The sequence below is a fragment of the Pseudomonas sp. genome (assembly GCF_050739655.1).
GTDB lineage: Bacteria > Pseudomonadota > Gammaproteobacteria > Pseudomonadales > Pseudomonadaceae > Aquipseudomonas.
The window spans coordinates 16,446-31,157 of sequence record NZ_JBOIBY010000547.1 but is presented as its reverse complement, the minus strand read 5'-3'; the positions used below and the strand labels follow the sequence as shown (position 1 = coordinate 31,157).

13 protein-coding genes and 1 pseudogene are annotated in these 14,712 nt (G+C 59.3%); 5 read left to right on the top strand and 9 right to left on the bottom strand.

Translation table 11 applies throughout. From position 1 onward, the window contains the following. The first annotated feature begins 22 nt into the window (after positions 1 to 22). Positions 23 to 535: a dihydrofolate reductase gene (locus tag ACRESJ_RS26295; protein ID WP_431760472.1), complete on the top strand. Its 513-nt coding sequence runs from the start codon at positions 23 to 25 to the stop codon at positions 533 to 535. A 115-nt stretch (positions 536 to 650) separates the two neighbouring features. Here ACRESJ_RS26295 and ACRESJ_RS26290 read toward each other — a convergent pair whose 3' ends face one another. Further along, positions 651 to 2,042: an L-cystine transporter gene (locus tag ACRESJ_RS26290; RefSeq protein ID WP_431760471.1), complete on the bottom strand. Its 1,392-nt coding sequence runs from the start codon at positions 2,040 to 2,042 to the stop codon at positions 651 to 653. A 240-nt stretch (positions 2,043 to 2,282) separates the two neighbouring features. Between ACRESJ_RS26290 and ACRESJ_RS26285 the strand changes: the two genes are divergently transcribed. Continuing rightward, positions 2,283 to 3,338 (top strand): haloacid dehalogenase-like hydrolase, encoded by a 1,056-nt coding sequence (locus ACRESJ_RS26285; protein WP_431760470.1) that lies wholly within the window; start codon positions 2,283 to 2,285, stop codon positions 3,336 to 3,338. A gap of 359 nt (positions 3,339 to 3,697) precedes the next feature. On the opposite strand, the gene ilvD is transcribed toward ACRESJ_RS26285, so the two are convergent. The 4 genes from ilvD to ACRESJ_RS26265 form a co-directional block, all read right to left on the bottom strand. After that, positions 3,698 to 5,539, bottom strand: a complete 1,842-nt coding sequence (gene ilvD, locus ACRESJ_RS26280; RefSeq protein WP_431760469.1) for a dihydroxy-acid dehydratase — start codon at positions 5,537 to 5,539, stop codon at positions 3,698 to 3,700. Between the two features lie 257 nt (positions 5,540 to 5,796). After that, positions 5,797 to 6,999 (bottom strand): MFS transporter, encoded by a 1,203-nt coding sequence (locus tag ACRESJ_RS26275; RefSeq protein WP_431760468.1) that lies wholly within the window; start codon positions 6,997 to 6,999, stop codon positions 5,797 to 5,799. 206 nt (positions 7,000 to 7,205) lie between these two features. Next, positions 7,206 to 7,664, bottom strand: coding sequence for an REP-associated tyrosine transposase (locus tag ACRESJ_RS26270; RefSeq protein ID WP_431760467.1), 459 nt, complete (start codon positions 7,662 to 7,664; stop codon positions 7,206 to 7,208). A gap of 207 nt (positions 7,665 to 7,871) precedes the next feature. Beyond that, complete coding sequence (locus ACRESJ_RS26265) at positions 7,872 to 9,068, bottom strand: class I SAM-dependent rRNA methyltransferase (RefSeq protein ID WP_007995488.1); 1,197 nt, start codon at positions 9,066 to 9,068, stop codon at positions 7,872 to 7,874. A 231-nt stretch (positions 9,069 to 9,299) separates the two neighbouring features. Between ACRESJ_RS26265 and ACRESJ_RS26260 the strand changes: the two genes are divergently transcribed. The 3 genes and pseudogenes from ACRESJ_RS26260 to ACRESJ_RS26250 all read left to right on the top strand — a co-directional run. Then, positions 9,300 to 10,115: an HDOD domain-containing protein gene (locus ACRESJ_RS26260; RefSeq protein WP_431760485.1), complete on the top strand. Its 816-nt coding sequence runs from the start codon at positions 9,300 to 9,302 to the stop codon at positions 10,113 to 10,115. Positions 10,116 to 10,280: 165 nt separating this feature from the next. After that, complete coding sequence (gene mutM, locus ACRESJ_RS26255; RefSeq protein WP_431760466.1) at positions 10,281 to 11,093, top strand: bifunctional DNA-formamidopyrimidine glycosylase/DNA-(apurinic or apyrimidinic site) lyase; 813 nt, start codon at positions 10,281 to 10,283, stop codon at positions 11,091 to 11,093. Between the two features lie 45 nt (positions 11,094 to 11,138). Further along, positions 11,139 to 11,267, top strand: a pseudogene (locus ACRESJ_RS26250) (multidrug transporter); the annotation flags it as partial. A gap of 95 nt (positions 11,268 to 11,362) precedes the next feature. Here the strand turns inward: ACRESJ_RS26250 and ACRESJ_RS26245 are convergent. The 4 genes from ACRESJ_RS26245 to ACRESJ_RS26230 all read right to left on the bottom strand — a co-directional run bounded on the left by ACRESJ_RS26245 (position 11,363) and on the right by ACRESJ_RS26230 (position 14,686). Next, positions 11,363 to 11,614, bottom strand: a complete 252-nt coding sequence (locus tag ACRESJ_RS26245) for a YfhL family 4Fe-4S dicluster ferredoxin (RefSeq protein ID WP_431760465.1) — start codon at positions 11,612 to 11,614, stop codon at positions 11,363 to 11,365. A gap of 164 nt (positions 11,615 to 11,778) precedes the next feature. Continuing rightward, the gene (coaD, locus tag ACRESJ_RS26240) at positions 11,779 to 12,258 is read right to left on the bottom strand and encodes a pantetheine-phosphate adenylyltransferase (protein WP_431760464.1); all 480 of its coding nucleotides are present in this window, start codon (positions 12,256 to 12,258) and stop codon (positions 11,779 to 11,781) included. A 115-nt stretch (positions 12,259 to 12,373) separates the two neighbouring features. Beyond that, positions 12,374 to 13,969: a GMC family oxidoreductase N-terminal domain-containing protein gene (locus ACRESJ_RS26235; RefSeq protein WP_431760463.1), complete on the bottom strand. Its 1,596-nt coding sequence runs from the start codon at positions 13,967 to 13,969 to the stop codon at positions 12,374 to 12,376. A 171-nt stretch (positions 13,970 to 14,140) separates the two neighbouring features. Next, positions 14,141 to 14,686: a twin-arginine translocation pathway signal protein gene (locus ACRESJ_RS26230; RefSeq protein WP_431760462.1), complete on the bottom strand. Its 546-nt coding sequence runs from the start codon at positions 14,684 to 14,686 to the stop codon at positions 14,141 to 14,143. Positions 14,687 to 14,712: the final 26 nt, after the last annotated feature.

Below are 14,712 nucleotides of genomic sequence, written 5' to 3'. Positions count from 1 at the left end.
AGGCTCTGGTATCCTCGCCGGCATGACTAAAAAACTCCCCCTCAGCCTGATCGCAGCCCTCGGTGAAAACCGTGTGATCGGCGTCGACAACAGCATGCCCTGGCACCTGCCGGGGGACTTCAAATACTTCAAGGCCACCACCCTGGGCAAGCCGATCATCATGGGTCGCAAGACCTGGGATTCCCTCGGTCGCCCGCTGCCAGGGCGCTTGAACATCGTGGTCAGCCGTCAGGCAGATCTGGTGCTGGAAGGTGCCGAGGTTTACCCGTCGCTGGAAGCCGCCGTGGCTCGTGCCGAAGAATGGGCGAAGGAGCAGGGCGTCGATGAGCTGATGCTGATTGGCGGGGCGCAGTTGTATGCGCAGGGGATGGCGCAGGCTGATCGCTTGTACCTGACCCGCGTGGCGCTGAGCCCGGAAGGGGATGCGTGGTTTCCGGAGTTTGATGCGAAGGAATGGAAGCTGGTTTCCAATGTGGAAAACCCGGCGCTGGATGACAAGCCGGCGTACAACTTCGAAGTCTGGGAAAAGGCCTAAAAGCATCGCTGGCAAGCCAGCTCCCACAAGTCTTCGGTTGGAACACAAATTGTGTGAACACCTAAGAACCCTGTGGGAGCTGGCTTGCCAGCGATAGCGGTCTTGCTGACGCTACTTAAGCATGAGCCAACGCCGAATGCTCATCCGCCTCCAGCAACGCTTTATCCGTCTGCTGCATCACCTGGCTGGCAACCGCCCCCGCCGTCATCGAGCCACTCACGTTCAACGCCGTACGGCCCATATCAATCAGCGGCTCAACCGAAATCAACAACGCCACCAGTGACACCGGCAACCCCATCGCCGGCAACACGATCAGCGCGGCAAAGGTTGCACCGCCCCCGACGCCGGCCACGCCCGCCGAGCTCATGGTCACAATCGCCACCAGCGTCGCGATCCACAGCGGATCGAGCGGGTTGATGCCCACGGTCGGCGCCACCATCACCGCCAACATCGCCGGGTACAGGCCGGCACAACCGTTCTGGCCAATGGTCGCGCCGAACGATGCGGCGAAACTGGCGATGGATTGCGGAATGCCGAGGCGGCTGGTCTGCGCTTCGATGCTCAACGGAATGGTCGCGGCGCTCGAACGGCTGGTGAAGGCGAACGTCAGCACCGGCCAGATCTTGCGGAAGAAGCGCAGCGGGTTGATCCCGGCAGCCGATACCAGTACGCCATGCACCACAAACATCAAGCCCAGGCCGATGTAGGACACCACCACGAAACTGCCGAGCTTGATGATGTCTTGCAGGTTGGAGCCGGCAACCACTTTGGTCATCAGCGCCAGTACACCGTAAGGGGTCAACTTCATCACCAGGCGCACCAGACGCATCACCCAGGCTTGCAGGGTGTCGATGGCATTGATCACTTTCTGACCTTTTTCCACGTCATCCTTGAGCAATTGCAGTGCCGCGACGCCGAGGAAAGCGGCGAAGATCACCACGCTGATGATCGACGTCGGCTTGGCCCGCGCCAAGTCGGCGAACGGGTTTTGCGGGATGAACGACAGCAGCAGTTGCGGCACATTCAGGTCGGCGACCTTGCCCGCATAGTCGGTCTGGATGGTTTGCAGGCGGGCCATTTCCTGGGTGCCGGCCACCAGGCCTTCGGCGGTCAGGCCGAACAGGTTGGTCAGGCCAATGCCGATCAACGCCGCGATGGCGGTGGTGAACAGCAGGGTGCCGATGGTCAGGAAGCTGATTTTGCCCAGTGACGACGCATTATGCAGACGGGCCACGGCACTGAGGATCGAGGCGAACACCAGCGGGATGACGATCATTTGCAGCAACTGCACGTAACCGTTGCCCACCAGATCGAACCACCCGATCGAAGCTTTCAGGACCGGGTTGCCGGCTCCGTAGACAGTGTGCAGCGCCACACCGAACGCCACGCCCAACACCAACGCGAGCAGGACCTTTTTCGCCAGGCTCCAGTTGGTGTGGCGGGTTTGTGCCAGGCCCAGAAGCAGGGCGAGGAACACCAGCAGATTGAGAATCAGCGGCAGATTCATTGGAACTCCCATTAGACATGTGCCAACTGCCTTCCGGGGCAGCTGCGAACCGGCAAGCCTAACAGCTTGAAAAATAATGAATTAATACCAAAAACATCTTGGAACTGTCGCTTTTGGAATAAGCCTGCGTCGCTCTCGGGAATGCATCTGGCGTGAAAGATGCGCTGGTGGTCGCTGACAGACGAGGACTGTCATACATATTTGTTAGCGTCGATCTCTTTAACTCAGGGAGAAACGCCAATGAGATTCGCACCGAAATTTTTGGCTGCAGCCATTTGCCTGGGGCTCGCCAGCCAGGTGTTCGCCACGGACCTGAAACATTGGCCGGTTGATCAGGCCAAGGCGCTGGACGCGATGATCGCGGCCAACGCCAACAAAGGTAACTACGCGGTGTTCGACATGGACAACACCAGTTACCGATATGACCTCGAAGAGTCGTTGCTGCCATTCATGGAGAACAAGGGCCTGATCACCCGCGACAAGCTCGATCCCTCCCTGAAACTGATGCCGTTCAAGGACACCGCCGACCACAAGGAAAGCCTGTTCAGCTACTACTATCGCCTCTGTGAAGTCGACGACATGGTTTGCTATCCATGGGTCGCCCAGGTGTTTTCCGGCTTCACGCTCAAGGAGCTCAAGGGCTATGTCGACGAGCTGATGGCCTCCGGCAAACCGGTGCCGGCGACTTACTACGAAGGTGATGTGGTCAAGAAACTCGACGTCAACCCGCCGAAAATCTTCACCGGTCAGCAGGAGCTCTACAACAAGCTGATGGAGAACGGCATCGAGGTTTACGTGATGACCGCTGCCTCCGAAGAACTAGTGCGCATGGTCGCGGCTGATCCGAAGTACGGCTACAACGTCAAACCGCAGAATGTGATCGGTGTGTCGATGCTACTCAAGGATCCGAAGACTGGCGAGCTGACCACCGCACGCAAGCAGATCACCGCCGGCAAGTATGACGAGAAGGCCAACCTCGGTCTCGAACTGACCCCCTACCTGTGGACCCCGGCGACCTGGATGGCCGGCAAGCACGCGGCGATCCTGACCTATATCGATGAATGGAAGAAACCTGTACTGGTCGGCGGCGATACCCCAAGCAGCGACGGCTACATGCTGTTCCACGGTGTCGATGTGGCCAAGGGCGGCGTCCATTTGTGGGTCAACCGCAAGGACAAGTACATGACCCAGATCAACGGCATGATGGCCAAGAATGCTGCGGCCCAAGCCAAGGAAGGGCTGACTGTGACGGCGGACAAGAATTGGGTGATCGTCAAGCCTGAAGAGATTCAGTAAGACCGCGTCGCTGCGATCGCGAGCAGGCTCGCTCCCACACAGGGTGTGCGCACATTCAGATTCTGTGAACGCCCCCGTCCCCTGTGGGAGCGAGCCTGCTCGCGATGGTCGTCAACGATAACGCTGGCTACCTGATACCCCGCGGTGTCTGGTCCTTCTTCGCGAGCAAGCTCGCTCCTACAGAGTTCTTGGCAAGTCACACAAATTGTATGAACACTTGGATCCCTGTGGGAGCGGGCTTGCCCGCGAATAGGCCATTACATCCAGCATCAATCTCAAATGACACGGCAACATTCGCACATTTGGCGCAAAAAAATACCCCGCACGTGGCGGGGCATTTTCATTGGCGCAGCTGACGCTTACAGCCCGTCAAGCATCGCCTTGTTACGCACAGCACCCTTGTCGGCGCTGGTCGCCAGCAGGGCGTAAGCCTTCAGCGCAGTGGTCACTTTGCGTGGACGCACTTCAACCGGCTTCCATCCTTTCTTGTCCTGCTCGACCCGGCGTGCGGCCAGTTCTTCGTCGCTGATCAACAGGTTGATCGAGCGGTTCGGAATGTCGATCAGCACCTTGTCGCCGTCCTGCACCAGACCGATTGCACCGCCGGCAGCGGCTTCAGGCGAAGCGTGACCGATGGACAGGCCCGAAGTACCGCCGGAGAAACGGCCGTCGGTGAGCAGGGCACAGGCTTTGCCCAGGCCTTTGGATTTCAGGTAGGACGTCGGGTACAGCATTTCCTGCATGCCTGGGCCGCCTTTCGGGCCTTCGTAGCGAATGATGACGATATCGCCTTCCTTCACTTCGTCGGCGAGGATGCCGCGCACGGCGCTGTCCTGGCTTTCGAAAATCTTGGCGTTGCCTTCGAACACGTGGATCGACTCGTCGACACCAGCGGTTTTCACCACGCAGCCGTCCAGGGCGATGTTGCCGTACAGCACGGCCAGGCCGCCTTCTTTCGAGTAGGCGTGCTCGAAGCTGCGGATGCAGCCGTTTTCACGGTCGTCGTCCAGGGTTTCCCAACGGGTCGACTGGCTGAACGCGGTTTGCGTCGGGATGCCTGCCGGGCCTGCCTTGAAGAAGTGGTGAACCGCTTCGTCGTTGGTCTGGGTGATGTCCCACTTGGCAATGGCTTCTTCCATGCTGCGGCTGTGCACGGTCGGCAGCTGGGTGTGCAGCAGACCGCCACGAGCCAGTGAGCCAAGGATGCTGAAGATCCCGCCTGCACGGTGCACGTCTTCCATGTGGTACTTCTGGATGTTCGGCGCGACCTTGCACAGTTGCGGCACGGTGCGCGACAGACGATCGATGTCGCGCAGGTCGAAATCGATCTCGGCTTCCTGGGCGGCGGCCAACAGGTGCAAGATGGTGTTGGTCGAACCGCCCATGGCGATGTCGAGCATCATGGCGTTTTCGAACGCCTGGAAGTTAGCGATGTTGCGCGGCAGCACAGACTCGTCGTTCTCGCCGTAGTAGCGCTTGCACAGCTCGACGATGGTGCGGCCGGCCTGCAGGAACAACTGCTCGCGGTCGCTGTGGGTGGCCAGGGTCGAACCGTTGCCCGGCAATGCCAGACCCAGCGCTTCGACCAGGCAGTTCATCGAGTTGGCGGTGAACATGCCAGAGCACGACCCGCAGGTTGGGCACGCGCTGCGCTCGTACTCAGCAACCTTCTCGTCAGAAGCGCTGGAGTCGGCGGCGATCACCATGGCGTCGACCAGGTCGAGGCCGTGGGAGGCGAGTTTGGTCTTGCCGGCTTCCATCGGGCCGCCGGAGACGAAGATCACCGGGATGTTCAGGCGCAGGGACGCCATCAGCATGCCAGGGGTGATCTTGTCGCAGTTGGAGATGCAGACGATGGCGTCGGCGCAGTGGGCGTTAACCATGTACTCGACGGAGTCGGCGATGATCTCGCGGCTCGGCAGCGAATAGAGCATGCCGTCGTGGCCCATGGCGATGCCGTCATCGACAGCGATGGTGTTGAATTCTTTTGCCACACCGCCATTACGTTCGATTTCGCGAGCGACCAGTTGGCCCAGGTCCTTGAGGTGGACGTGGCCCGGTACGAACTGGGTGAAGGAGTTGGCAATGGCGATGATCGGCTTTTTGAAGTCGTCATCTTTCATCCCCGTGGCGCGCCACAGAGCGCGGGCACCGGCCATATTGCGGCCGTGGGTGGATGTTTTCGAGCGGTAATCAGGCATGAAGCACTCCGGGCGGCTAATCAGGTATCAAAAGGGAAGTGAGCTTCTAGTGACGTCTGGAGTACTCGGAAATGGCCGTGTGTCCGGAAGTTGCCGATAACTTTGCGGGATCGCCGCGCGCTTCAGCTTGAGCTCATAAACCCGCCGGGGATGACTGGCGATGAATGTCGCGATTCTACACGGCTGGCGGCTGGAGGGAATGCCGGGAAGCGTTGATCCAGCGTTGACGGTATCTGTGGGATGACGACTGGCAGGTATCAGCCGATATCGACCGCCTGTTTATTGCGCTGGATGATCAATGCATTCAGGCCAAGGCCCGCGAAGCTCAATATCAAAAAGCAAAAGGCCAGGGTTGTGGTCAGGTCCCCGGGCACACGATTGATCACCGTGCTGATCACGCCACCACTGAGGAACATCAGCACACCGCCGACCGAGGTCGAGGTTCCGGCATAGGCCGGGTGGATACCCATGGCCCTGGAGTTGACGACCGGCCGGGTAATGGTGGTCCCGATCGTGCAGATCAGCATCGATATCAGCACCGAAGCGGCAGAGACGCCGAAGTGGCGAGTCAGCCACAGCATGACCACACCCGAAACAGCGATCAGCGTCAGGCCTAGAACGATCTGGGTTTGGTCTTGCAGGCGTCGATGCAAGACGTTGGCGACCGTGCCGCCGCCGACATAGGCAACGCCGTAGAGCAACAACGTCCAGGCAAATTCATAGGGCGAAAGACCCAGATGCTCCATGAAAATAATGGGTGAGGTGACGATGAACGAAAAATGGCAGGCAAAGGCCAGGGCCGAAATCAGCCAGTAAGCCATGAAGCGTGCATCCGAGCAGACATGCCAATAAGCACGGAAAAATCCCCCACGGGATGCCGCACGGACCGATGAAGTCTCCTTCAGCAGCCAGCAGGCGCTCAACCAGACGAAAGCGGCCAGCGCGACAAACACATAAAAGCTGCCCTGCCAGCCAAGCTGCAATTGCAGCCAGGTCCCCAGCAGGGGCGAAATTGAAATGAAAACGCCACTGGCCGTCACCATCCAGATCCTGAGTTGCTGCCTTTCATGGCCCACGAACAGGTCCTGGATCAGCGCCTGCGATAGCGAAAAGGAACCGCAACCGATCGCCTGGACCACCCGAAAAACAAGAAACCAGCTGTATTCGCGGGACACGGCGCAGCCAACCGCGCCAATGGCCGCCACGGCGATACCTCCCAGCAACAGCCTCTTGCGGCCCCACATGTCCGACAGCGGCCCAACCAGCATGATGGAGAGTGCGAGGCTGACGGCGAACAGGCTGACAGACAGGGCAACGTCAGTGGGCGAGGTCCGAAAATGGATCGATAGCTCGGGAAAAGAAGGGAGAACCACATCCAGTGGGAAAACACTCAGCAGCGTCATGGTCAGCAGCAACAGGACGATCAGCGGCTTTTCGTTGGCGTTTTTGGCGTGGGACATCAATCAACGCGCTCGGTCCGAGAGGGGTGGACGAGGATTGAACTGACGAGGGTGTAAGTCAATGTGGCCGGGCGTGGGACCCTTCTGAGATTGTTGTAGGAGCGAGCTTGCTCGCGAAAAACGTCAACGATAACTCGGTGTGTCTGGATATCCGCGGTGTCTGTGCGTTCTTCGCGAGCAAGCTCGCTCCTACAGGGGATTGTGCATCAGAGCCATATGGCGTCCCACAGAGGGTAGTCCCCAGCTCTGGATACGAGACCGGCTCGCAGCGGGTTGGCAACGATGTATCGAGCCATGGATTTCAGATCGTCGTCTCGGCGAAGAGCCCGGTCGAAGTAGCCCTTTTGCCATACAGCGGCTGAAACACCTCGGGATTGATTGATGAGTCGAGCGCAGCGGGATTTGGTGACTCGCATCAGTTTAGGCAAACCGCCGTTATGCAGTTCAACGAGCCAGTGAAAGTGGTCAGGCATGATCACCCAAGCAATTGAGGTGGCGTCACCTGCTTCCTGGGCTCTTCTAAACTCGTGCACTACCAAACGACCAATGCGCCAATCTTTGAAGATTGGTCGACGTTTTTGGGTGACTGCGGTCAGAAGATAGATGCGACCGGATTCAGAGCAGTGGCCAGTTCGCAAATTTTCAGCGTGTGGTGGGATGGACATTCCGTTGTCCTCTTCGATGATGGGAAGAGAAAACGTTAGACGCAGGGGGGAAGATCGTCGTGATGACAGTGGGTCTGGATGTGTAAATACCTCTGTAGGAGCGAGCTTGCTCGCGAAAAACGTCAACGATAACGCGGTGTGTCTGGATTTCCGCGGTGTCTGTTCGTTCTTCGCGAGCAAGCTCGCTCCTACAGGGGGGGGGCGGTTTTAGCTGTTTGGCAGCAACCGGCAGGTAATGCTCTTGATGTAGCGGGTCTCGGCGATTGCCGGGTGTACCGGGTGATCCGGGCCTTGGCCGCCGCGTTCGAGCATCTGGATGTTGCGATCCAGGTGACGGGCGCTGGTCAGCAGGATGTTCTGCAAGTCGTCTTCCGGCAGGTGCATCGAGCACGAAGCGCTGACCAGGATGCCGTCCTTGGTGAGCAGGCGCATGGCTTGCTCGTTCAGGCGGCGGTAGGCGCCTTCGCCGTTCTTCATGTCTTTCTTGCGTTTGATGAAAGCAGGCGGGTCGGCCACGATCACGTCGAAACGTTCTTCGCTGGCTTTAAGTTCTTTCAGGGCTTCGAATACGTCGCCTTCGATGCAGGTCATTTTTTCGGCGAAACCGTTCAGTGCGGCATTGCGCTCGACACCGTCGAGGGCGAAGGCCGAAGCGTCGACACAGAACACTTCACTGGCGCCGAAAGCGGCAGCCTGCACGCCCCAGCCACCGATGTAGCTGTACAGGTCCAGCACGCGCTTGCCCTTGGCATAAGGCGCCAGGCGTGCGCGGTTCATGCGGTGGTCGTAGAACCAACCGGTTTTCTGCCCTTGAATGACCGGTGCTTCGAATTTCACGCCGTTCTCTTCCAGCGCGACCCACTCCGGTACCAGGCCGAACACGGTTTCGACATAACGGTTGAGGCCTTCGGCGTCACGGGCAGCGGAATCGTTCTTGAACAGAATGCCGCTTGGCTTGAGCACTTGGGTCAACGCCGCGATCACGTCGTCTTTATGGGCTTCCATGGTCGCCGAAGCGATCTGTACCACCAGAATGTCGCCGAAACGATCCACCACCAGGCCAGGCAGCAGATCGGAATCGCCGTAGACCAGGCGATAGAACGGCTTGTCGAACAGACGATCACGCAGCGAAAGGGCCACGTTCAGGCGATGCACCAGCAGGGATTTATCGAGAGGCAACTTGATGTCGCGCGACAGTACACGGGCGCAAATCAGGTTGTTAGGGCTCATTGCAACGATGCCCAACGGCTTGCCGCCGGCGGCTTCGAGGATCGCCTGGTCGCCGGCCTTGAAACCGTGCAAAGGAGTAGCGGCTACATCGATTTCGTTGCTGTAGACCCACAAATGACCGTTGCGCAGACGACGGTCGGCGTTGGCTTTGAGGCGCAGGCTAGGCAGGGACATGACGTCGCTCCGGAAAAAAGAGCGGGAGTATAACGTGTTGCGCAAGGCCACGGCGTGACGGATGGACATGCGGTGATCAGGTCCGTCATTGGATGAAACTTGCGCCGATGGGCCGGCCATGGTGTCGGATCCAATCTTTAGAAGCTAGAATCTGCGGCTGGCCCAGAGTGTGTACTTATGTCCCAAGAGCTGACTTCCGAACAGATCCAACAGTCCCTGCAAGGCATCAGTGTGCCGGCCCAGCCGCAGATCATGGTGGATCTGCAGATGGAGCAGTACATGCCCGACCCGGATCTGGATGTGATCGCGAAGCTGATTTCCCAGGACCCCGGCCTGTCTGGCTCATTGTTGAAAATCGTCAACTCACCGTATTACGGCCTGACCAACAAGATCGCCTCGATCCAGCGTGCGGTGAATCTGCTGGGCAGTCGTTCGATCATCAACCTGATCAACGCGCAGTCGATCAAGGGCGAAATGAACGACGAAACCATCGTCACCCTGAACCGTTTCTGGGACACCGCCCAGGACGTGGCGATGACCTGCCTGACCCTGGCCAAGCGCATTGGCTCCCAGGCTTGCGATGAAGCCTATGCCCTGGGGCTGTTCCACGACTGTGGTGTACCGCTGATGCTCCAGCGTTTTCCCGACTACATGGCGGTGCTGGAACAGGCCTACGCCAACGCCGGCCCTGATTGCCGCGTGGTGGATACCGAGAACCAGGCGTTCAACACCAACCACGCCGTGGTGGGTTACTACACGGCCAAGTCCTGGCGCCTGCCGGACCACGTGAGCGCCGCGATCGCCAATCACCACAATGCCCTGGCCATCTTCAGCGATGATTCGTCGCGCAACAGTTCGTTGAAGAACCTGTTGGCCATACTGAAGATGGCCGAGCACATTTGTGCGTCCTATCGGGTGCTGGGCAACCAGGCCGAGGATCACGAATGGAACAGCATCGGGCATCTGGTGCTCGATTACGTCGGCCTCTCGGACTACGACTTCGAAACCCTGAAGCAGACGATTCGCGACCTTGGCACTCACCGCTGATTGCTGCAATGCTGCTTACTTGAGCGAATGAAGACTGTTGTAGGTGTAGGAGCGAGCTTGCTCGCGAAAAACGTTAACGATGGCGCGAGCATCCAGAATGATCGCGGCACCTGCAGGTTTTTCGCGAGCTCGCTCCTACAGAGCCCCCTGATTTAGAGAGTTGCCATGCCTGAACTGCCAGAAGTCGAAACCACACGCCGTGGAATTGCGCCGCACCTGGAAGGTCAGCGCGTCAGCCGTGTGATCGTGCGTGATCGGCGTCTGCGCTGGCCGATCCCGGAGGATCTGGACGTGCGCTTGTCCGGCCAGCGCATTGTGCTGGTGGAACGGCGCGCCAAGTACCTGTTGATCAATGCCGAGGTCGGCACGCTGATCAGCCACTTGGGAATGTCGGGGAATCTGCGTCTGGTGGAAGTGGGTCTGCCGGCAGCCAAGCATGAGCACGTCGATATCGAGCTGGAATCGGGTCTGGCCCTGCGTTACACCGATCCACGGCGGTTTGGCGCCATGCTCTGGAGCCTTGACCCGCTCAACCACGAGTTGCTGATTCGCCTGGGACCGGAGCCGTTGACTGACCTGTTCGACGGCGAGCGTCTGTTCCAGCTGTCCCGTGGCCGTTCGATGGCGGTCAAACCGTTCATCATGGACAACGCGGTGGTGGTCGGCGTGGGGAATATCTACGCGACCGAAGCGCTGTTCGCCGCGGGCATCGACCCGCGTCGCGAAGCCAAAGGCATTTCCCGGGCGCGTTACCTGAAGCTGGCCATCGAGATCAAACGCATCCTCGCCGCCGCCATCGAGCGTGGCGGTACCACGCTGCGGGACTTTATCGGGGGTGACGGTCAGCCGGGGTATTTCCAACAGGAATTGTTCGTTTACGGCCGCGGCGCTGAACACTGCAAGGTCTGTGGCACGCAACTGCGGGAAGTCAAACTCGGGCAACGCGCCAGCGTCTTTTGCCCACGCTGCCAGAGCTGAAACGCCTACGGTCTTTAGTCAGTATTCTGGCTGTCATGCCGAAGGACCGTGCCATTTACCGTATTGGGTGGCGGAGAGGGCGATGCGGGGCAGGCACTGGTCGTGGAACCGGCGAGAGCGGCGTTTGTGAGGTGTCCGGGGTGTGTCGGGGAGGGATTTGAGAAGACTGAGTGAAGGGCAAGTTCAAAAGATCGCAGCCTTCGGCAGCTCCTACCTTGGAATGCGTACATCCTGTAGGAGCTGCCGAAGGCTGCGATCTTTTCGGGGTTTCAAGCCTTACCGGTAATCTTGCGGTACTTCTCCATCAACTCATCCGGAGTCTCTGGATGGGCTTCGTCCAGCGGAATGCAATCCACCGGGCAGACCTGTTGGCACTGCGGTTCGTCGTAGTGGCCGACGCACTGGGTGCACAGGTTCGGGTCGATCACGTAGATCTCTTCGCCTTGGGAAATGGCGGCGTTTGGGCACTCGGGTTCGCAGACGTCGCAGTTGATGCAATCGTCGGTGATGATCAGGGACATGCTAACTCCAGCCGGGGCGGCAGGCCCGGGCGCAATAAATCAATGCGCGTAATTGTGCCGCATTGGCGCTGTAGGAGCGAGCTTGCTCGCGAAAAACCATCTGACACCGCTGTACATCGGGTCTTTCGCGTCGTTGTTAGCGACTTTCGCGAGCAAACTTGCTCCTACTTTTTGAAGCGTTCGGTCAGGGCGTCCGCCACCACAGGGTGTACGAACTTGGTGATATCGCCGCCCAGGGCAGCAATTTCACGGACCAGCGTCGAGGAAATAAACGAATAACGCTCGGACGGAGTAAGAAACAGGCTTTCCACATCCGGAGCCAGCTGACGGTTCATGTTGGCCAGCTGGAATTCGTATTCGAAGTCCGACACGGCGCGCAAACCACGCAGGAACACATTGGCGTTCTGCTCTTTGGCGAAATGCGCCAACAGACTCGAGAAGCCGACGACTTCAACGTTCGGCAAATGTTTGGTGACCTCGCGTGCCAGCTCCACACGCTGTTCCAGGGGAAACAACGGGTTTTTCTTCGGGCTGGCGGCGACAGCAATGATCACGTGATCGAACAGGCGCGAGGCGCGCTCGACCAGATCGCCATGGCCCTTGGTAATAGGGTCGAAGGTACCTGGGTACAACACTCGGTTCATCGCGTCGTCCTGGCGGGAGTGCGTTGGGGAGTCGGATGGTATCGCAGCCTTCCCGGTCGGCCAAGTCGCCTTTTGGGTAAGAAAGCACTATAGACGATGGGAATATTCGCCTTTTTCATGGATTTTTCAAACGTTCACCCAGTGAAGTCGCCAGTTGTGCCGTCAGGCCGTAGACCGACAATTGCGGGTTTGCGCCAATGCTGGTGGGGAACAGCGAGCCATCATGAATCGATAGATTGGCCAGTTGATGATGCCGACCAAGGCTGTCGGCCACAGCGTTTTTCGGGTCTTCACCCATGGCACAACCGCCCATCACATGGGCGCTGCCCAGCCGTGTGCGGTACAACTCCAAGCTAAGGCTGTCGATCAGCGTGCGTGCCTCGGCGAGGGTTTTTACGTAGCGCGCGTCGGCGTGCATTGGCATCACCGCCGTGGCGCCGCCGGCAAACTGGATCTCGGCCATGGTGTGGAAGGCCCGGCGCAATCCATCCCAGGCGTAGGGTGAAACCTGATAATCGAGCACAGGCGAGCCGTCACTACGCAATTCGACGCTGCCGCCCTGGCTGTCCGGGTGAAAACCGTCGCGCAGCAACGCCAACATCGCGTGGGTGTGCGGCAGGTTCGCCATGTGTTGCGCATTTTCCTGACCGAAACTGCCGAGCAGCGTGGTCGCCAGCGCCGGGTGCAGCGGTGGAACCTCCAGCTTGAAGGACATCTTGCCCGTGGCGCCGTCCTGCCACTGGAAGTGGTCGGAGTAGATTGACTGCGGCGCGCCATAGAACGGGTTGACCACCTCGTCGAACAGCGCGGCGGACATGTTCACTGGATGCAGGAACGTGCGCTTGCCCAACCGCTGGTGCGGATCGGGTGCCTCTGAGCGCATCAGCAGCGCGGGCGTATTGATGCCACCGCCGGCGAGCACGTAATGCCGTGCCTTGACTGTAATCTTGCGACCGCTGGGCTCGACGCAACGCTCATCCATCGCAACGCATTGCAGGCCCGTGACCTTGTCGCCGCTGATCATGAGTTTTTCGGCGCGTGCCAGGTACAGCAGTTCGCCGCCTTTTTCCAGGGTTGCCGGAATGGTCGTGACCATCATCGATTGCTTGGCGTTGGTCGGGCAGCCCATGCCGCAATAACCAAGGTTCCAGCAACCGCGCACATTGCGCGGGATGACATGCCAGCTGTAGCCAAGCTTTTCGCAACCCTTGCGGATCACATCGTTGTTGGCATTGGGTGGGACCATCCATGGCGCGACGCCCAGGCGCTGTTCCATTTTTTCGAACCAAGGCGCCATTTCTGCTGGTGAGTGGCCTTTTACGTTGTGTTCTTTGGCCCAGTGTTCGAGCGTTGGCTGTGGGGTGCGGAAACTGGAGGTCCAGTTGATCAGCGTGGTGCCGCCCACCGCGCGACCCTGGAGGATGGTGATCGCCCCGTCCTTGCTCATGCGCCCGATGCCTTCCTGGTAGAGACTGGCATAGGCCTGATCTTCGAGCAGTTTGAAGTCGCTGCTGGTCTTGAGTGGGCCTTCTTCGATCAGCAGCACTTTGTAGCCAGAGGCGCTGAGGATTTCGGCGGTGGTCCCGCCGCCAGCGCCGCTGCCGATGATCGCCACGTCCGCTTCAAGGGTCAGGTCCTGGCTCAGTTGCGAGCCGTTCCAGGTTTTCCAGCCACGGGCCATGCCTTCGCGGAACGGATCGGGTACGGGCATTGTTGGGTTCTCTTCTTGTTGTCGGATTTTGTGGTGAGGCGGCTGACGCCTTCGCGGGCAAGCCACGCTCCCACAGGTTTCGGGGGGCACCCACCCTTTATGGACGACTCAAATCCTGTGGGAGCGTGCGGTGCGACGATTCGACTTGCCCGCGAATGGGGCGACTCGGTATCAAACAGTAGGCGGCCCGGGATAGCCGCAATGGGCCCACGATTCCTTGCGCCCATACCAGGCCATCATCACCAATTGCACCAATGAACTGTGGCCCATACGCAGCAGGCTCAACGAGCTGTTTTCCCAGCGATCGAGGAAATGCCGGATATTGTCGGCGCTGGCGTTTTCCCAACTGCCCCAGATGCCGGTCAGCGGCCCTCGGGTGACGGCTATGCCCAGCACATCGAACAATTGCCGGGTGAGCTTGAGCATCTCCGGCGACAGGTGATCGAGGTTGTAGTCGAGGCTTTTGAGCGTGCCTTCAACGGCCTCGGGCATACGTTCCACGGCCACGGCCCCGTCGAGCAGCACCGGCACCAGCGCCCGCAAAAACAATAAATCGCCACTGCGCAGGACAGCGAAACCGCTGGCGGCAATGCTTGATGAGCAACCACTGAGGCTGGCGCCCAACCCGGCCGTGGCGAGAAAGGCGCTGGCGCCGAGGCTGAACTTCAGCAAGCCGCGCCGTGACAGCGCGGGTGTATCGGACAGGCTTGGGGTCATTATTGTTATTACCCGAAGGTGGCAGT